The 17,209-nt window shown below is 66.2% G+C and carries 27 protein-coding genes; all 27 read left to right on the forward strand.

The features are described from left to right. The first annotated feature begins 81 nt into the window (after positions 1-81). The 27 genes from ACP15D_RS04595 to ACP15D_RS04725 all read left to right on the forward strand — a co-directional run bounded on the left by ACP15D_RS04595 (position 82) and on the right by ACP15D_RS04725 (position 17,021). Positions 82-288 (forward strand): hypothetical protein, encoded by a 207-nt coding sequence (locus ACP15D_RS04595; protein ID WP_424956374.1) that lies wholly within the window; start codon positions 82-84, stop codon positions 286-288. Further along, positions 285-761 carry a hypothetical protein gene (locus ACP15D_RS04600; RefSeq protein WP_424956375.1) on the forward strand — a complete coding sequence of 159 codons (477 nt, stop codon included), beginning with the start codon at positions 285-287 and terminating at the stop codon, positions 759-761. Before ACP15D_RS04595 ends, ACP15D_RS04600 begins: the two co-directional genes overlap by 4 nt. Continuing rightward, on the forward strand, positions 752-970 hold the full coding sequence (locus tag ACP15D_RS04605) for a hypothetical protein (RefSeq protein WP_424956376.1): 219 nt from the start codon (positions 752-754) through the stop codon (positions 968-970). Before ACP15D_RS04600 ends, ACP15D_RS04605 begins: the two co-directional genes overlap by 10 nt. Further along, positions 967-2,496 carry a hypothetical protein gene (locus ACP15D_RS04610; protein WP_424956377.1) on the forward strand — a complete coding sequence of 510 codons (1,530 nt, stop codon included), beginning with the start codon at positions 967-969 and terminating at the stop codon, positions 2,494-2,496. The genes ACP15D_RS04605 and ACP15D_RS04610 overlap by 4 nt, the downstream gene beginning before the upstream one ends. 3 nt (positions 2,497-2,499) lie before the next feature. Continuing rightward, complete coding sequence (locus ACP15D_RS04615) at positions 2,500-2,682, forward strand: hypothetical protein (RefSeq protein WP_424956378.1); 183 nt, start codon at positions 2,500-2,502, stop codon at positions 2,680-2,682. 2 nt (positions 2,683-2,684) lie between these two features. Continuing rightward, a complete protein-coding gene (locus tag ACP15D_RS04620) occupies positions 2,685-2,936 on the forward strand; it encodes a hypothetical protein (RefSeq protein WP_424956379.1) in 252 nt (83 codons plus the stop codon). After that, the gene (locus ACP15D_RS04625) at positions 2,926-3,159 is read left to right on the forward strand and encodes a hypothetical protein (protein WP_424956380.1); all 234 of its coding nucleotides are present in this window, start codon (positions 2,926-2,928) and stop codon (positions 3,157-3,159) included. The genes ACP15D_RS04620 and ACP15D_RS04625 overlap by 11 nt, the downstream gene beginning before the upstream one ends. A 62-nt stretch (positions 3,160-3,221) precedes the next feature. Beyond that, a complete protein-coding gene (locus ACP15D_RS04630; protein ID WP_424956381.1) occupies positions 3,222-3,530 on the forward strand; it encodes a DUF7681 family protein in 309 nt (102 codons plus the stop codon). Between the two features lie 243 nt (positions 3,531-3,773). Further along, the gene (locus ACP15D_RS04635) at positions 3,774-4,901 is read left to right on the forward strand and encodes a DUF7146 domain-containing protein (protein ID WP_424956382.1); all 1,128 of its coding nucleotides are present in this window, start codon (positions 3,774-3,776) and stop codon (positions 4,899-4,901) included. A 4-nt stretch (positions 4,902-4,905) separates the two neighbouring features. Beyond that, positions 4,906-5,301, forward strand: a complete 396-nt coding sequence (locus ACP15D_RS04640; protein ID WP_424956383.1) for a hypothetical protein — start codon at positions 4,906-4,908, stop codon at positions 5,299-5,301. Continuing rightward, positions 5,298-5,435 (forward strand): hypothetical protein, encoded by a 138-nt coding sequence (locus ACP15D_RS04645; RefSeq protein WP_424956384.1) that lies wholly within the window; start codon positions 5,298-5,300, stop codon positions 5,433-5,435. Before ACP15D_RS04640 ends, ACP15D_RS04645 begins: the two co-directional genes overlap by 4 nt. Beyond that, the gene (locus tag ACP15D_RS04650; protein ID WP_424956385.1) at positions 5,432-5,629 is read left to right on the forward strand and encodes a hypothetical protein; all 198 of its coding nucleotides are present in this window, start codon (positions 5,432-5,434) and stop codon (positions 5,627-5,629) included. Before ACP15D_RS04645 ends, ACP15D_RS04650 begins: the two co-directional genes overlap by 4 nt. After that, positions 5,626-5,826 (forward strand): hypothetical protein, encoded by a 201-nt coding sequence (locus ACP15D_RS04655; RefSeq protein ID WP_424956386.1) that lies wholly within the window; start codon positions 5,626-5,628, stop codon positions 5,824-5,826. Before ACP15D_RS04650 ends, ACP15D_RS04655 begins: the two co-directional genes overlap by 4 nt. Next, positions 5,823-6,374, forward strand: coding sequence for a hypothetical protein (locus tag ACP15D_RS04660; protein ID WP_424956387.1), 552 nt, complete (start codon positions 5,823-5,825; stop codon positions 6,372-6,374). Before ACP15D_RS04655 ends, ACP15D_RS04660 begins: the two co-directional genes overlap by 4 nt. Continuing rightward, positions 6,371-6,574, forward strand: a complete 204-nt coding sequence (locus ACP15D_RS04665) for a hypothetical protein (RefSeq protein ID WP_424956388.1) — start codon at positions 6,371-6,373, stop codon at positions 6,572-6,574. Before ACP15D_RS04660 ends, ACP15D_RS04665 begins: the two co-directional genes overlap by 4 nt. Before the next feature lie 74 nt (positions 6,575-6,648). Further along, on the forward strand, positions 6,649-8,592 hold the full coding sequence (locus ACP15D_RS04670) for a hypothetical protein (RefSeq protein ID WP_424956389.1): 1,944 nt from the start codon (positions 6,649-6,651) through the stop codon (positions 8,590-8,592). A 315-nt stretch (positions 8,593-8,907) separates the two neighbouring features. After that, on the forward strand, positions 8,908-9,600 hold the full coding sequence (locus ACP15D_RS04675) for a hypothetical protein (RefSeq protein ID WP_424956390.1): 693 nt from the start codon (positions 8,908-8,910) through the stop codon (positions 9,598-9,600). A gap of 267 nt (positions 9,601-9,867) precedes the next feature. Then, complete coding sequence (locus ACP15D_RS04680; RefSeq protein ID WP_424956391.1) at positions 9,868-10,059, forward strand: hypothetical protein; 192 nt, start codon at positions 9,868-9,870, stop codon at positions 10,057-10,059. Then, positions 10,056-11,690, forward strand: a complete 1,635-nt coding sequence (locus tag ACP15D_RS04685; protein WP_424956392.1) for a hypothetical protein — start codon at positions 10,056-10,058, stop codon at positions 11,688-11,690. The genes ACP15D_RS04680 and ACP15D_RS04685 overlap by 4 nt, the downstream gene beginning before the upstream one ends. Further along, positions 11,690-12,151: a hypothetical protein gene (locus tag ACP15D_RS04690; protein WP_424956393.1), complete on the forward strand. Its 462-nt coding sequence runs from the start codon at positions 11,690-11,692 to the stop codon at positions 12,149-12,151. The genes ACP15D_RS04685 and ACP15D_RS04690 overlap by 1 nt, the downstream gene beginning before the upstream one ends. Further along, on the forward strand, positions 12,102-12,323 hold the full coding sequence (locus ACP15D_RS04695) for a hypothetical protein (protein ID WP_424956394.1): 222 nt from the start codon (positions 12,102-12,104) through the stop codon (positions 12,321-12,323). Before ACP15D_RS04690 ends, ACP15D_RS04695 begins: the two co-directional genes overlap by 50 nt. 4 nt (positions 12,324-12,327) lie before the next feature. Then, on the forward strand, positions 12,328-13,932 hold the full coding sequence (locus ACP15D_RS04700) for a portal protein (protein ID WP_424956395.1): 1,605 nt from the start codon (positions 12,328-12,330) through the stop codon (positions 13,930-13,932). Further along, positions 13,929-14,312: a hypothetical protein gene (locus ACP15D_RS04705; RefSeq protein WP_424956396.1), complete on the forward strand. Its 384-nt coding sequence runs from the start codon at positions 13,929-13,931 to the stop codon at positions 14,310-14,312. Before ACP15D_RS04700 ends, ACP15D_RS04705 begins: the two co-directional genes overlap by 4 nt. Next, complete coding sequence (locus ACP15D_RS04710) at positions 14,309-15,175, forward strand: hypothetical protein (RefSeq protein ID WP_424956397.1); 867 nt, start codon at positions 14,309-14,311, stop codon at positions 15,173-15,175. Before ACP15D_RS04705 ends, ACP15D_RS04710 begins: the two co-directional genes overlap by 4 nt. Before the next feature lie 81 nt (positions 15,176-15,256). Continuing rightward, complete coding sequence (locus ACP15D_RS04715) at positions 15,257-16,267, forward strand: major capsid protein (RefSeq protein ID WP_424956398.1); 1,011 nt, start codon at positions 15,257-15,259, stop codon at positions 16,265-16,267. A 59-nt stretch (positions 16,268-16,326) separates the two neighbouring features. Next, a complete protein-coding gene (locus tag ACP15D_RS04720; RefSeq protein WP_424956399.1) occupies positions 16,327-16,743 on the forward strand; it encodes a Bbp16 family capsid cement protein in 417 nt (138 codons plus the stop codon). A gap of 59 nt (positions 16,744-16,802) precedes the next feature. Next, complete coding sequence (locus tag ACP15D_RS04725) at positions 16,803-17,021, forward strand: hypothetical protein (protein ID WP_424956400.1); 219 nt, start codon at positions 16,803-16,805, stop codon at positions 17,019-17,021. The last annotated feature ends 188 nt before the right edge of the window (positions 17,022-17,209 follow it).

Below are 17,209 nucleotides of genomic sequence, written 5' to 3' on the forward strand. Positions count from 1 at the left end.
TCCAGTCGCGTTTCGAGTTGGTGCCAACGCAGGGAGATCCCCGATGCGAACGCGAACCCGTTTGTCCGAAAGGCCGTCACGATGCAGCGCCTGATCGATGGCCGCCTCTCCGTCTCGTGCACGGACAGCCCCGAGGACATCGCCACCTTCTTCGCCGAGCTGCGCCGTCACCGCAGAGGCGCAGCCGCTCAGGAGCCAACGGCGACCGGCGCGAGCGCCGGCCATCCCAACGACGGCGATCAGGGCTCGGGCTCGACACCGCCTCCCGTGTCAGGAGGCAAACAATGAACAAGGCTCTCGCGCGCCGGCTGTGTGCCTCCGCCGATCGGCTGCAATCGCACGCGGCATTTCTCGCTGCGTGCGAGATCGTGGCACTGCGGCGCAATCTTCCGGCAGCGCAGATCCGCAACGGCCCCTCGCCTGCCGAAACGCACAAGCTGATCCAGCTCGGCAAGTCGACCGTGCGCCGGCGCGATGGTGCATCGGGACGCGTGCTCGCTATCGAGCACCGCGTGATGGCTGCGGACCAGGCAGAGATTGCACGCATCCGCGCGCTCGTCGCAGCGCGGCAGGATGCACTCTACCTGGCGGCGACCGTGTTCGGGCGCGGGCATCGCTCGCTCGCGCGCGCCGCCGCGATTTCGCACAAGGCGCTGCAGAACGCCCTCGCCGCCGTCGAAGACCGCCGTTCCGATCCGACCGTCGATCGCATGCTCGATGAAGCCGAGCTGCAGCTGATGGGAGCTCCGACGTGCGGATGATGCGCATTGGCCTCGCGGCGTTCGCCGACTTCGTGTTTCGCGCGCCAATCCTGCTCCCCGTGCGCGCGACGGTGCGCCACGAACCTGGGAAGCGCAAAGCCTTCACCGGCCGCCGTGGGCGTGGCCGGAAGTATCCGCGTGCATTTCTCGGTGCCAACGAGGCGTCGACGCGGCGCCACAAGCGCACGCTGATGGGAGAACCGGCATGAGCACTGCGAAAAAACCATCGAGCCGCGGCGCGCGCTTCGGCCTGGCACTCGGCATCGCCATCTGCTTCATCTGGAGCCAGGTGTGCGGTTGGGCCGTCACCGGCCGCATGCTCGCCGACGACGGCGCGCGACGCGGCGTCCAGGCCACGAGCTCGTCGACGGCGGCCATCGACCTGCAGAGGCTGCAGGACGAACGCGCGGCGATCGGCACTCCGCGCACCAAGGGCAAGGTCGAGGCAGATCTCGATCTCGAGCTCCGCAAAACCAGTGCGAAGTATCCGAACGGCGACGGGCCGAATGCGGTTCGGCTGAAGGGCGAACTCGAGGCGATCAAGCGTGCCGAAAAGCTCGACACCGAGTTGATCCCGCGGGCGTTGAAGGCACTCGAAAGCAAGCCGGCGACGGCTGCCGGGGAGGTCGACGTCGCTGTGCCGGTCGGCATCGCCAAGCGCATGGGCTGGATCGGCGAGGATGCTGACGCGGTCGCCGCTGCCGAGCAGGCCGCGCATTTCTGGTTCATAGTGTTCATCGTCTTCGCCTGCGCCTTCTTCGCGACGTTCGGCTTCAAGTTCGTCGGCGTCACGCACGAGGAGGTGTTCGAGCGCAAGCATCTGCTGTTCATCGACAAGCCGATCGCGTGTGTCCCGCTCGTGTTCCTGCTCGTCGAAGCCGGCATGAACGCGACCTACGGCTGGCATCGCGCCGGCGGCTGGAGCTTCGAGGCGCTGCTGCAGGCACTGATGTTCGCCGGCGCGGCGGTGATCGGCGCCTATCTGCCGACGCGGTGGGGCCACGTCGACAAGCCGCACCCGGCACGCGATCCGCTGGAAGACAAGTGGGCGATGCATTGGGGTGATCGGCAGATTGGGCATGCCGGGAGCGCTCACGCTGTGGCGGAGCACCGTGCATCGCTCGCGGGCCGCTCGCTCGACGAGCTTCGCGCGCACAATGCCGAGCGCTCGGACGAGTTGGCACGCCAGCATGAACAGTTTCGCGCGGGGAGTGACCGGCCGATGGCCGGAGCCTCGAGTGAGGGAGCGGCGGGGTCTGGTCGTGCGTACCCCGCCAGCCCTTCGGGGCCGCAACAGTCCGCGCCGATCACCATCAACGTCGGATCTCCGGCTGCCCCTGCGGCGGAGGTGAAGGGCCAGGCGCCGATGCTGCCATCACCGGATCGACGTGCCGGTGACAGCGGGTCGGCGCCTGGTGCCACTTTGCTGGCGCCGCCAGCGGCGCTGGAGACGGGCGCGCCGGTCGATCGCTCGGGCTATCAGCGCAAGGCCGATCACCTGCTGTTGTTCAAGGCGAAGGAAGTCGAGGCGTATCCGGGCGGGCTCGTCTCGGGCGGCGACATGTATGCACGTTATGTCGCCTGGGCGACGGCGCGCGTGATCCCTGAGCGCGTGTTCCTCGAGCTGTTCCCCGAGATCGCCGATCTCGAAACCGACGTGATCGGCGGCGAGCTGCATTTCGTCGACGTGAAGATCCGCGGCACGTATCCGCGCCTCGTCGAAGCGGCGGGGTGAGCCATGCTGCGCGAAACGGTTCTCGACGAAGCGCCCGACATGGCCGCCTTCCCCGTCGGGCCCGAGCAGATGAACGCATCGGCGCACTGGCGCGCACGTGCCAAGGCCGAACGCGACTGGCAGGCGAGCTGGACCGTGCGCATGCGCCAGGCGCTGCGCATCCAGCGCGAGCAGATGGGGCGGTGACCATGGCTTTCAAGCATTCGGCAACGAGCAGCGACGCCACCAAGGCCGGCAAGTGGGAAGTCAACGGCCGCGTCATCCTCAAAACGAAATCCGGCTTGGCGGTGCTGTTTCATGACGGCGTCGGCAAGAAGTTTCTGCCGCTGAAATCGATCGTGCTCGAGCAGAACGCCGACGGCACGGCAACGGTGTGGATGCCGGAGTGGCTGCACCGGAAACCCTACGAGAAAGAGGAGAAAGCACGCGATGTCGCCTGATCGAAAAGAAATCTTGAGAGTGGAGAGCGCGCCGTTCGGCGAATTCACTCTGATGGTAGCCGCCTCTCTATGTGTGTTGGCCGCTTGGTTCTGGCCCGCAGTCGCTCTGGGGCTGTTGGGGTCATTGGCACTCGTGTTTCTTGCCTTGCGCGCGATGGGCTACGGGGTCCGCGTGTCTTTGGAAGAAAAAGAAGAAGATCAGGACTGGCCGCCTTCTCTCTGACGCCTCGCACGACACCGCCGCCGCGGATGGTCTGCGGCGGCATTTTACTCTCGGAGACAATCATGAGCACGAAGGAAGCCGACGCCTTTAGCCCGGACACGAAGCACGCGCCGCTGCCCGTGGCCGGCTACACCGTCCAAAGCGGCGACAGAGTCGCGATCGTCAACATCAACAAGCAGATCGAAGAAGAGGTGCTGCGTCGCGTCGACGATCTGGCACGTCATGGCGCCGTCGATGGGCGTTGGCTCTCGATCGGCAAGACGCACCTCGAGCAGGCGTTCATGGCGATCAACCGCGCCGTCTTCAAGCCAGAGCGCGTGAAGCTCCCAGGCGATGATCTGCCACCACCCGCGTCGAGTGACGCGGCCTAACCCGATCGCCGGCTGCAGTGCCGGGGTAGCGCCCAGCTCTGTGCAAATGGCCAACGCCGACCTCAGGCGTGACACCTCGGAGAGAACGGGGCGCTGTCCTGTCATCGGACCGGGAACGCCTCCGTAAGTGGCGCGACGATCGGAGAGACGATCCAGCCGTCGCGGCGCAAGTCGCGGCGGCTCAGGCGCCAAGGGCGGCCGGCGCAAGCGTCGGCCCTCCACTTGCTCGACGGGGGACGGGACATGCCAGCGCCACAGCACGGGAACCGGCAAAGCCAAAGCCGCGGGGACCTGCAAGACATCAAGGCACTTCTCCAGCAGCGCGTGCACGACGTCATCGACAAGCTCGGCATCGACGGCTATCGCGCTGGCAAATACTTCATCGGGCGCAATCCAGCACGTAGCGACGACAAGCCCGGCTCGTTCTGGATCATCATCCACGGCGCCGACGCTGGCGTGTGGAAGGACGAGGCCGTCTCCGACAAGGCGGCCGACGTCGTCGCCCTGATCGCCAACTGCAAGTTTCACGATCCGCGCCGCGTGAAGGAAGCGCTGGAATGGGCGCGCGAAACGTTCGGCATGGCGCGCATGAGCGACGCCACGCGCGCTCAGCTGAAAACCGAGGCCTCCGAGCGCAAAGTGCAATCGGACAAGCAGCGCACCGCCGGCCTCGCGCGCCAGCGTCGCTATGCGCTGGCGAAGTGGCTGGAAGCCGGCCCGATCCTCGGCACCATCGGCGACACGTATCTCAAGGGCCGCGGCATCGATCTTTCCAGCCTGCCGCGCGTGCCGGGCGCGCTGCGGTTTTTCCTCGAGCACGATCATCGCGACGACGAGACGGGCGAGATCACGTCGTGGCCGACGATCATCGCCATGGTTTCTCCTTCCGATCCCGCGTCGACGGAAAAGTTGCTCGCAGTGCATCGCACCTGGCTGAAGCTGGACGGCAGCGGCAAGGCGCCGGTGCGGCCGAACCGGCGGATTTGGCCGACGTTCGCCGGCGGCATCATCAAGATTGCGCGCGGCGAAGGCGGGCTTTCGGTCAAGGACGCGATCGCCAAGGGTCACAAGACGCGCCTGATCATGGGCGAAGGCATCGAGACGTGCGGCTCGATCGCTGTCGCCGATCACCGCCCGCGCGTGCACGCCTACATGGCGCTGGCCAATCTCATGCACATCAAGATCCCGGTCGAATGCACCAGCGAGGTGCTGCTGATCCGGGAGAACGACGCTTCGCGCCAGGCGCGGGCGCTGTTCGACAAGGGCGCCGCGGCGATCGCCGCGCAAGGCGTGCCGGTGCTGGTCACGAGCTCGCATTTCGGCTCCGACCCGAACGACGCGCTGACGGGCAACATCAGCAGGAAGGGGTGAAGGCATGGCGATGAAGGTGAAGACGCTCACGGAGAAAAATCACGTCGATAGCCTGCGGACGCGTCTGACGGAGGCGCAGGAAAAGGCCGCGGCTTTGGAGCTGCACCTTTGCAAGGCGCTAGATGAAAACAGCAATCTGACGACGGACCTGCGCGCGGCGCGAGGGCGCATCAATGAGGTCGAAGGGAAACTCGAGAATTCGTTGCGCGCTAATGCGGAGCTGCAGCGCCAGGTGGGCCGCCTAGAAGGCTACAAGCAGCGCGTCGAACGCACCGATGACCTGGCGCGCAACGTCCCGCCGATGGAGCACGTCGACGGTCGCAGCGGTATGGCCGTCGACTTCACCTCGTATCCGCGCGGCAACCGCCCCGATGGCGGCTGGAGCGGCAGGCAGCGATGACACCGGTCGAAATCGCGCTCGCCGCGCTGGTGGTGGTGCTGCTGGTGATCGCCATCACGGCATCGCTCGTCAACATGGCGATCGCACTCACCGAAATGATCGAACGCTGGCGTGAGCAACGGAGGGCACGATGACGTGGTGGAAGCGGCGATGGCTTCGCGCGGTGTTTTGGGTTGGCGGCATGGGCGTCGCGGCGAGCGCGAGTGGCATGGCGCTCGGTGTGCTGCATGGCACATGGGCGGGCGCGTGGGTCGGCCTCGTCGTCGGCGTCTCCGTGACGCTCGGCGAGAAGCTTCAGCGTGAACGCACAGAAAGGGCAGAGGGATGATGAAGGGCAACAACGAGATGGTGCTGAACACGGCAACGATGATGGAAATCGTGCAGTATTACCTCGACAACAAGCTGCTCAACAAAGACGAGCATTCGCCGACGGTGACCGGTTTCGCACTGAACGGAAGGGCCCCGCTCGACAACACGTTCGTCGTCTCGCTCTCGTCGGATACCGGTGGCGAGGGCGGCAAATGAGCAAGCCCCTCGCCCCCACGATCGCCGACCTGCTGCAGCGACACAGCTTTGCCGATCGCCTCGACGACGAGATCTATCTCGTGCGCTGCATGCTGCTCAAGAAGAACGCCGCTTACGGCAATTCCGCACTCGATCCGGTTCGCATCTTTTCCAGCGCACCGCCGGCCGAGCAGATTGCCGTGCGGCTCGACGACAAGCTCTCACGCCTCAAGCGGGGGCACGCCGCCGGCGAGGACGTCGAAGAGGATTTGCTCGGCTACCTTTTCCTGCGGCGCATTGCACGCCGGCTGGAAGCCGACGCGCTCGAGGAAGCGCCCCGGAGCGTCAGCGACAAGAAAGAGCCGGCGCCTGGTGCCGAGGCTGCCGCGGGCACCGCGTCGCAGGCGCCGCCCGTAGAGACCAACGTGTCGCCGCGACCAGCGGCGCCCGCTCAAGATCCGGTCGACGTGGAGCTCATCTCCGCATGCGCACACCGCTACGTCAAAACGCACAGGGGACTGGACGGATTGCAACGGCGATGCGTCTTGTGCGGAGCGACGAAAGGATGAGCGACCGGCGGCAGAGCATCTGGCGCGATCCGCTGGCCGAATGCTTCGGCAAGGCGAGCTTCGTCACGGCGGCTCTGGCGCAGCGCGTGCTGACGCGCATGCGGCGCGGCAAGCGCAACCGCGCCTCGTCGACCGCCTATCGCTGCCGCTTCTGCGGCCAATGGCACATCGGCACACCGAACAAGAAACGCAAACGCTGAACGCTGCCGGCTGCGCGCCGGCGGCATCGATACCGTGGGGGTGAGAAGTGGTTGGGGGAAATGCGGCGGCCGCCATGGCCGGCATCGAAGCCGTGCGCGCGCTGGTCGACGATGCAGAGCCGTTGCCGAGTGTGCGGCGCCTGGCGCTCGATCCCGAGCCCGGCGAGCCGCGCAACGGCATCAAGCCGGGGCAATGGCGCCCCGATGCGCTCGGCCTGCCGGATGGCTGTCCGGTGTCGGCGCTCGGCGTCGACGGCGGCAGTAACTACTTCCTCGACCCGATCGGGCAGCTGGTCGTCTACACCAAGCCCTACGGCCAAGCCGACACGCTGGAATTGTTCCGCGGACGGCACAACTGGCTCTACTGGGCGTTTCCGAAGTTCTCGGCGAAAACGATCATCGATCAGAAGACTGGCGAGGAGCATCAGCTTGTCGACGGCTGGCGCAACGAGAAGGTGCGCGAGTGCCTGATCGCCGCGTGCACCGCCAAGGGCCCGTGGTCGCCGATCGACAAGATGCGCGGGCGCGGCTGCTGGCTGGATGAGCACGGCGGCATCGTCCTGCACTGCGGTCCCGACCTGGTGCTCGGTGGCCGCCGCCTGCCGCCGGGTGAGATCGACGGCATGGTGTATCCGACCCGGCCGCCGATCCCCCGCCCCTGGCCCCGACCCGTCGACGCCTCCATCAACCCCGCAAAGTTGCTGCAACCACTGCTGCGCACCTGGAATTGGGCGCGCCCCGACATCGATCCGCACCTGATGCTGGGATGGATCGGCGCGGCGTTCCTCGGCGCGGCGCTGCCCTGGCGGCCGATCGCCTACGTGATCGGCGATGCCGGCACCGGCAAGTCGACACTGCAGGACCTGATCAAGGCGCTGCTGGGCGAGTGGCTGATCCAGACGGTGGAGACGACGGCCGCCGGCATCTATCAGCACGTCGGGCACGATTGCGTGCCGATCGCCGTCGACGAGTTCGAAGGCAAGGGCGACAACCGCGCGGCCGTGAAAGTGCTCGAGCTGGCGCGGCAGGCGTGCTCGGGCGGCCTGATGCTGCGCGGTGGCGATCGGCACTCGGGCGTGCAGTTCGAGGCGCGCTCGACGTTCCTCTTCTCATCCATCAACACGCCGCCGCTGAAGCCGCAGGATCTGAGCCGCATGGCGATCCTGCGCCTGCAGCGCCTCAAGGGCGGGCCGCCGCCGAACATCGACCACAAGGCGATGGGCGTGGTCGGGCGCTGCATCCTGCGCCGGCTGATCGACCAGTGGGACCGGTATCACTACACCTGGAAGGCGTTCCGCGACGAGCTGCAGCGCGGCGGCTATGACGCGCGCGGACAGGACACCTTCGGCACGCTGCTCGCGTGCGCGGATCTGATCGAGTTCGATGGCTGGGACGAAAGCCGGCTCAAGGTCGCCATCGAAGGGGACATGAAGCCGTGGTCGGAGGTGATGGCCGCGGGCCTGATGGCCGAGTTCGAAGACCGCGTCGAAAACTGGCGCAACTGCCTCAACCACATGCTCTCGGTGGCTGTGGATGCGTGGCGCAACGGTAACAAGTCGACCGTCGGCGAGGTGCTGGAAACGTGGTGCCGCGAGGAAGGCTACTTCGAAGACGCCGAAGCCGAAACTGTTCGCGAATACAGCCACGACCTTGTGAAAGTTCGCAAAGAGCTTTCAGCCGCGGGCCTGTCGTTGCAGCGACGGCGCGGCAAGGACGATTGGCTCATCGTCCCCAACCACAATCCGCAGACGTGGAAGCTGTTCCAAGGCCGCGAATGGGCCGGCGATGTCGGTTCGGGCGTATGGGCCGGCGCGCTGCGTCAGGGGCCGCAGGGCACGCTGTGGGAGGCGGGGCAATGCACCGTCGCGGGCGTCAAGTCACGCTGCACGCTGATCTCGCTGCGCGCCCTCTACGGACCCGGCGGCATCATGCGCCCCGACCCTCCCCCGGCCCCACTCACACCACCAAACCCTACGGGTCGCCAGCCCGACCCCGACCCTATCATGGCTGAAAAATGACGCGGATTTTTCGCGTGCGGAACGGGTTGGGGGAAGTGATCCGCGGGCGTTCCGCCCACAAGCGTCTGAACTGACGAGGGATTTCACCATTTCGGAACGGCGGAACATCGGAACGAGGGTAGCGCGTACGCGCGCGGGCGTGCGCGCGGATAAGAAACGCGCGCGCGTGTGCGCACGGCAATCTCACTGTTCCACCGTTCCACCGTTCCGAAGAGTGAAATTTGATAGTTCCGCCAATGCCTTGCGCGCGGAACGGCAGCGGAACGGCGGAACGGTGACCGTTCCGCGGCAGGTTAAATACTGGGGTGATACTCCATGACAGCTGGAACGGGGAACGGCCTTGGAACGGCAGTGGAATTGCTCGGCGGCTTCGGCGATCTCGGCCTCGGGAACGAGGGTGAGCAGACGTCGTTCCTGGACGCGGACGATGCGCCGATGCCAATGCCGGAGGCCAAGGGCACCAGCGGGCCGAAGGGCGGCCGGCCGAAGGGCGCGCGCAACCGGTCGACCGAGGAATGGCGCAGCTTCATCCTGAGCAAGTACCGCTCGCCGCTGGTGTTCCTGGCCGAGATGTGGAGCCGCACGCCGGCGCAGCTGGCCGCGGAGCTCGGGCTGTACAAGTTCCACGAGGGTAAGCTCGTGACGGCGCCGATTATCGACGCCGAAGGCCGCGTCATGCGGGACGAGGAAGGCCACGAGCTGCGCCAGCCGGTGCTGGCGACGGGCGACGCAGCGGCCATGCAGCAGGCGGCTGCGATAGCGGCGCTGCCGTACCTGCACCAGAAGCAGCCGATGGCGCTCGAGGTGAAGCAGACGACGCGCGGCGTGGTGATCCTCGGCAGCCTCGAGGTTGCCGGCGCGGAGGGTGGCGACGACCTGGCGCTGCCGCTCGCGCAGGCGCCTGAGCGAGCCCAGCAAAATCAACAGGTTATCGATGTGGAGCCGGAGAAGTCTCACGCTCCGCAGTCTCACGATGCACCTAACCCGCTGGAGTATCGCGATGAATAGCGCTGCGCATCCTGATCTGAAATCAGTGGGCAGATGCCCCAGCTGGTGCCCGAGCCTGGCGCGCCAGCGGCCCGGCGATGCGCGCGCGCCGAGGGGGGGTGCCCTTCGCGCGGCCGCGCGCGCCCGGGGGGGTGCCCCCGAAATCCGCGCCTCGAAGAACTTGCGCCCGTGCCCCCGCACCGTTTTCCGGCGACGGGGAAGCACCCCTAGGCCGAATTTTGGACGGCGAAACTTTGAAGGGCGGGCTGGGGTCGGGGGGAGCGTTGCATGACCTTCGAAAAGCGAAAGCCAAAGCACGACTACAGGGCATTTCTTACGTCAGAAGAGATTCGTGACCTAGATAAAATCGACGTCGAGGCTGTGCATATCGATGCGCGGCGCCGGAAGCTGAGCCGGGAGCGCGCGCTGATCGTCACGCGCGCAATCCAGCGTTCGCGTCGAGAAGGCGGTGCCGTATGAGCGCCGGCGAGCTCCCGTCAGCAATCCGCGTCTACAAGCCGGCCGGGCCGGTGGCGGCGGCGTTTCTGCGGGATGAGCACAGCGACGTGCGCGCCCTGCTCGGCCCCGTCGGCGGTGGCAAGTCGTCGACGTGCATCTTCGACCTGATCCGCAACGCATGCGGCATGCCCGAGTGCATCGGCGAAGCGCCCGGCGTCGACGGCATCATCAAGTTCAAGGTTGCCGTGATCGGCCAGACGTACGGCCAGATGGAACGCAACCTGTTCCCCACGTGGAAGCGCTGGCTGCCGGCTGACGGTGCAAATTGGACCGAAGCCGAGTTCACCGGCGGCGGCGGCCGCATGGCCGTGCACAAAATCGAGTGGGACATTCAGCGCGGTAACCGCCGCCTCCGCGTGTTCTTCGAGGCGGTGTTCGCAGCGCTCGGTGAGCACGTCGTCGAAGAGTTCATGCGCGGCTTCGAGCCGACGTGCTTCTGGTTCTACGAGGTCGATCTGCTGCCGGAAAGCTGCATCTCGCAGGCGATCTTTCGTCTCGGCCGCTATCCATCGGTTGCCGATCTCAAGCCGTCGACACCGCTGCGCGGTTTCCCCGGGTACACGCTGGGCAAGCTGCCGCCGGGCAAGGCCTACGGCGACCTGCCGCCGAACGTGCTCTATCGCAGCTTCATCATCTGCGACCTCAATGCGCCCGACGTCGACAGCTGGTTTTACAAGACCTTCGAAGAGGAGCGCCCCGACGGCTTCAAGCTCTACAAGCAGCCGAGCGGCCGCTCGAGCGCGGCAGAGAACAAGCAAAACCTGCCGCCGGGCTACTATGACCGCCAGGTCGCGGTGCTGCGCGACAAGAACCTGATCAAGCGCATGGTCGACGCGCAATACGCCCCATCGCGCGACGGCGAGCCCGTGTTTCCCGAGTACGACGACGCGCTGTTCTACGCCGACGAGGACATCAAGGCCGTGCCCGGCATCCCCGTCGAACTCGGCGTCGACGCCGGCCTCGGCAATCCCGCGGCGGTGATCAACCAGGTGCTGCCGAACGGGCAGTTCGTGACGCTCGGCGAGGTGGTGCCTGGCCGCATGAGCTGCCGGCGCTTCGCTGCCGAGATCAAGCGCGAGGTGGCGGAGATCGCCGCGCTTTCCGGCCTGCCATTCCTCGATATCGCTTGCGGCTGGGGTGATCCCGCCGGCTTCCTTGGCGCCGACAAAGAGGACGGGCAGCTGGCCTGGATGGAGGAGCTCGCGTCCGAGCTCGGCTGCCCAATCGAGCCGGCGCCGTCGAACGAGGTCACGCTGCGCCTCGACGCAGTGCGCGACGAAATGGTTGTCGAGGCCGGCATTCCGAAGACGCGCATCTCGCGCCGCGCCAAGAAGCTGCGCAAGGGCTACGCCTCGCACTACTGCTACAAGGTCGACAAAGCGACCGGCCGGCCGGGCGTCGACGCCAAGCCGCACAAGGGGCCGTTTTCGCACGTCGCCGACGCGGATCAGTACCACAAGCTGGGCAAGAAAGGCCGCTACGGCACGATCGCCCGCGAGCGCGTGGGCGCCGACGGCAAGCGCCACTCGTCGACGGCCGGCGACCGCAACCGCACCGTCATCGTCAAATCCAACACCCTTTCGAGCAGCTGATGATCATCGAGCCCGCACAGGTCGCGGACGTCATGGCGTGGGCCATCGCCTACGGGTCGCCACTGCCGCGGCTGCAGTACAAATCGATCATCGCGCAGATCGTGGTCGCCGAGGCCTACGTCCTGCGCGAAGCCGAAGGGGGCGCCCCGCTCGCGATTGTCGGCTGTCTCGACATCGTCAGCGGCCAGCCGGGCGAGATTTTCTTTCTCGCGCCGGCGGGCGGTCTGGGTCGCAAGCTGGTTGGCGTGTGCGCCCTCTCCCGTCGCCTGCTCGTGGCCGCCGACAGTCTGCGGCCTGCGGGCCTCGTGTGTTGGGTGCGTGACGACAACCCGCAAGGCGAGCGCCTGGCGCGCGCCCTCGGGTTCCATCCGACCGGCACCGGCGCCGGGTGGCAGCAGTGGAGGTTCGTAAGTGAGCCAGGTGACGAAAAGCATCGGCAAGATCTTCGGCGGCGACGATAGCTCCGATGCGCTCTATGAGGCGCAGGCCAAGTCCATCGCCAAGCAGGACGCCGCGCTCGACAAAAAGGAAAGCGATCTCGCCGCGGCAGAGGAAGGCCAGCGCAAGGCGCGCTCGTCCAACCGCGGCTTGCTCGCCTTCATCGACGACCAGCTGAAGAAAGCGCTCGGGTAGGCCATTGGAACGCGCCGCCAAAGAGATGCGAGCCGATTGCGCTGACGCCTTCATGAAGGCGCAGCCCTATCACCGCGAGCTGCAGTCGATCTACCGCTACATGATGCCGTGGCGGCAGACGACGATCGACCGCGCGCCCGGCGGTGGCGGCCAGTCGGAAGGCGCCTCGATCGCCGACTACATCTTCGACGCCACCGGCATTTCTGCGGCGGCAAATTTCGCCGGCACCATCCAAGAGGATTGGATGCCGATGAACCGCGAGTTCTTCAAGCTCGAGGCCGGGCCGTTCCTGCCTGAAGAAACCGATCGAGACGAAATCAATCTCGCGTACAGCAAGATCACCCAACGGGTGCATGCGATCTCCGCGCGCCCGCAGCTGACGGCGCTGGAGTGCTTCTATGACTACTTCGCCGGCACGTGCGCGATGTACACGGCCAAGGGCAACGCGCGCACGATCATCAACGCGGCCGCCGCGCCGATCATCGAGCTGGCGATCGAGGACGGCCCGTGGGGCGAGACCTGGGACATTTACTGGAAGCGCGCCTATCGCTTCCGCGACCTGCCGGCGCTGTGGCCGAACGGAAAATTCTCCGACGCCATCAAGCGCGCCATCGAGCAGACGCCGCGCGAGATGCTGCAGGTGACGCAGTACACGCATTACGATCCGCGCACCGACAGCTGGCTCTTCGACGTCTGGACCGATCGCGACGAGGATCTCGACAAAGTCGTCTGGCACGAGGACTTCAACGTCTCGCCGTGGTCGGTCGCGCGCATGTTCAAGATGCCGGGCGAGCGCTTCGGGCGCGGGCTCGGGCACCTCGCCCTGCCATTCGTCAAGACGGCGAACCGCGGCCGCGAGCTGGTGCTCAAGGCGGCCGTGTTCGCCATCCTCGGCATCTGGCTGCGCCGCAACGACAGCGTGTTCAACCCCGACACGGCCGTGTTCGATCCCGGCGCCATGTGGGCGGTGTCGCAGACGGGCGGGCAGTTCGCCTCGCTCTCGCGCCTGCCGGTGCCGTCGGCGGAGTTCAACATTTCGCACATCATCCAGCAGGAAGAGCGCGACCAGATCCGGCGAGTGCTGCTCGATGACGAGCTGCCCGACGAGCAGGACCCGGTGCGCTCGGCCACGGAAGTCGCCGGCAAGCTGCGCCGCTGGGCGCGCCGCAAGGGCGGCACCGGCGCGCGCCTCGGGCCGGAGTTCGTGGTGCCGTACGTGCAGCGCGCGTGCGACATCCTCGGCCAGTTTGGCCATGTGCCGAAGGGCATCACCATCGACCAGATCATCACGCGCTGCCTGATCACCGCACCGGCGGCCGCGGCGCAGCGCTCCGACAAGGTCGAAGCGTGGGTGAACTATACGCAGATCATCTCCATGCTGTTCGGCCCGCAGGTGGCGATGATGCTCACCAAGGCCGAAGCGATCCCCGAGATGGGCCGCAACCTCGGCATTCCCGAGGAGCATCTGCCCAAGAAAGCGGATCTCGATCAGATGCGCCAGGCGCTGCAGAGCGCGGCGCAGCAGATGATCGCAAACCAGAAGAACGGCGCCGGCGGACCTGAGCAATCATCCGTTGCGCAGCAGTACCTGAGCGAGGCCGCGGCATGAACCTCGGCGCCGATTTCAATCTCGACGACTTGATGCAGAACGCGCTCGGCGGTGGCTGGGACGGCATCGAGAACGCCGGCAAGACGGCAGCGCTCGTCAACAAGGAAGAAACCCGCAAGCTGCGCGAGGAAGAGCGGCGGCAAGCGGCCATTATCGCCAAGGTTTTTTCCGGCAAGGCGGGCCGAGCGGCGCTGCAGCTGCTCGTCGACAAGACACTTTTGCGGTCGGCGAGCCTCGAGGAGCGCAACGCTAAGACAGCAGAACACCGAGCAATGTTGGCGGAGCGCCGTGAGGGACAGCGCGACGTCGTTTTCATGATCCTCGACATGTTGCGCGTCCACAAGGGCGAGGATCCCAAGCCTACCGGGGGTGAAGCATGAGGACGTTCTGGCACTGGCAGCAATTTCTGTACGAAGGCGAAGGAAGTGGCGGCGGAGGCGGCGGCACTGGTGACGGTGGTGGCAGCGCCATCGCGGCAGCTGCGGCGGCGGCTGCAAAAGAAGCCGGCGCCGGCGAGGCCTACTATCCCGAAGGCCTCGGCGACAACTATCGCGGTGCCAATGACCGCGAGACGATCGACAAACTGTTCACGGATCTCAAAGGCCGCGACGCCCCGACGCCGTACCATCCCGAAGGCCTCGCCGAGACGCTTCGCGGCGCCAACGATCGCGAGACGATCGACAAGCTGACGGCGGACGTTCTCGGACGGCCGAAGCCGCCGGAGAAGGCCGCCGACTACAAGCTCGAGCTGAGCGAGGACTTCACCAAGAAGTTCGGCGCCTTCAATGACAAAGACAACCAGGTGCTCGATGTGCTGCGCGAAACGGCACACGAGCTCAAGCTCGACCAGGCGACGTTCAACGCGATCGTTCCCGGCTTCTACGAAAAGCTCGACAAGGCCGGGCTGCTCGAGGTGTCCGATCCAGCCGCCGAAATGGAGAAGCTGGTCGCGTCGCAGCCGAAGGGCCTGAGCCATGCCGACAAGCTGACGCGCGTCGCCAAGCTGGCGAACGATACCGCGTCCGGCGTCAAGACGCTGGAAGCGAACGGAGTGCTGTCGAAGGCTCAGGCCGTTCTCATTTCCAGCCTGCTCGATACCGCTGAAGGCATCGGCGCCGTCAACGCCATCCTCGGCGCGCTCGGCGAGAAGGGCGCGCAGCCGGGCAACGGCAGCGGCGGCAAGCAACTCACGGATCACGAGCGATCGATGCGCGCGATGTACCCGTCGATATTCAAGCAGTGATGTGAAGCGTCTCAGTCGAGTGGCGTTGCGTAACTCCCGCGGCATCGGCTGCGGATCAACGGCTTTGAGGAGACACCAGCCATGTCCGTACTCGCAACGACCAACCCGACGCTGGCGGATGTCGCCAAGCGCCTCGATCCGAACGGCAGCGTCGCCAAGATCGTGGAAATCCTGAACACCACGGAAGAGATCCTCATGGTGCTTCCGTGGATCGAAGGCAACCTGCCCACCGGCCACCGCACCACGGCGCGCTCGGGTATCCCCGAGCCGACCTGGCGCAAGCTCTACGGCGGCGTTCAACCCGGCCGCTCGACCACGACGCAGATCACCGACAACTGCGGCATGCTCGAAGCCTACGCGGAAGTCGACAAGGCGCTCGCCGATCTCAACGGCAACACGGCCGAGTTCCGCCTCAGCGAGGACCGTGCGTTCGTCGAGGGCATGGCGCAGAAGGCCTCGCGCACGCTGGTCTATGGCAACGAAGGCACGACGCCCGAAGCCTTCACCGGTTTTGCGCCGCGCTTCAGCAATCGCAATCCGTCGATCGCAGCGTCTGGCGACAACGTGCTCGACGGCGGTGGCGCCGGCTCGACCAACACGTCGATCTGGCTCGCCGTGTTCGGCGAAAACTCGGTGCACGGCATCTATCCCAAGGGGTCGAAAGCCGGCCTCTCCATGACCGACAAGGGCGCTGTGACGATCGAGAACGTCGACGGCAGCGGCGGCCGCATGGAAGCCTACCGCTCGCACTACAAGTGGGATGCCGGCTTGTCCGTGCGCGATTGGCGGTATGTGGTCCGCATCGCCAACATCGACGTGACGGCACTGAAAAAGGACGCCGCCTCCGGTGCCGATCTCATCGACCTGATGACGCAGGCGCTGGAGCTCGTGCCGTCGTTGACGGCCGGCCGGCCAGCCTTCCTCTGCAATCGCACCATCCGCAGCTATCTGCGCCGGCAGATCCGCAACTCGAAGAACGTCAATCTGACGATGGATCAGGTGGCGGGCAAAAAGGTGGTGCACTTCGACGAGGTGCCGGTGCTGCGTACCGACAGCATCCTCAACACCGAAGCGACCGTTCCCAACAGCTGACGGCAGGCGATCGGGCGGCGCGCATCGCGCCGCCGCTACCTTCATCAGGAGAAACCACGATGTATATCGACAAGCGCCTGCAGGTCTCTTCGGAGCAGGCTCTCACCGCCTCCGCGGCTTCCACCGACGTTATCGACCTCGGCTCGGATCGCAACATCGGGCCGGGCGAGCCGATGTGGCTGTGCGTTGCCGTGCGCGAAGCGCTCGCCGGCACCACGCCCACGATCAAGATCGAGATCGAGACCGACGACAACTCCGGTTTCGGTTCCGCCGCGAAGATTGCGGCATCACCGACCTTTTCCGGTGCGTCCGAGTTCCCCGCCGGGAAGCTGGTCGTGATCCCGGTGCCCTACCAGAACGAGCGCTACCTGCGGGCCTACTACACGCTCGGCGGCACGACGCCCACGGCGAAGCTCGACGCCTTCTTCACCAACCAAGAGCCGAAAAGCTGGGAAGCACTGCCCGACGCGCTCTGACGGTTAGCGCCGCCGGCATGACCGGCGGTGCGGCCGGCCGCACTTAGAGGATTGCCAACATGGCCGAGAAAGTTCGCTACCGGGTGCTGGGGAAGACGTACGTCAACGACACGTATATCGACCCCTCGGACCCGAACGCTCCTGGCGTCGAGCGCGTCGGAAAAAATTGCTTCGTGTGGGCCGCGCCCGGTCTCGAAGGGCCGGCGCTCGAACTGGCGAAGGGCAAGGCGGCCGAGACCAAACCGCCCGAGGGCAACTCGGGTGGTGCGAGCTCCTAGCGCGGGTCACCCCCAATTCACTCCCCCGCTGCTAGCGGCGCCGGCGGCACCCTCCCGCCGGCGCCGAACTCGAAACGCAAGTGACACGAGCTGAAGGAGGCTTTGCATGCGGCGAGTGTCGAACCAGCGGAAGGCCGCGCCACGGACGCGGGGCGCCTTGCGCCCTGAGCCGCTTCGCGGCTGCTGCG

Origin of the sequence: Hyphomicrobium sp. 1Nfss2.1, from assembly GCF_965243865.1 — a bacterium.
In the GTDB taxonomy this organism is placed as follows: Bacteria; Pseudomonadota; Alphaproteobacteria; order Rhizobiales; family Hyphomicrobiaceae; genus Hyphomicrobium_A.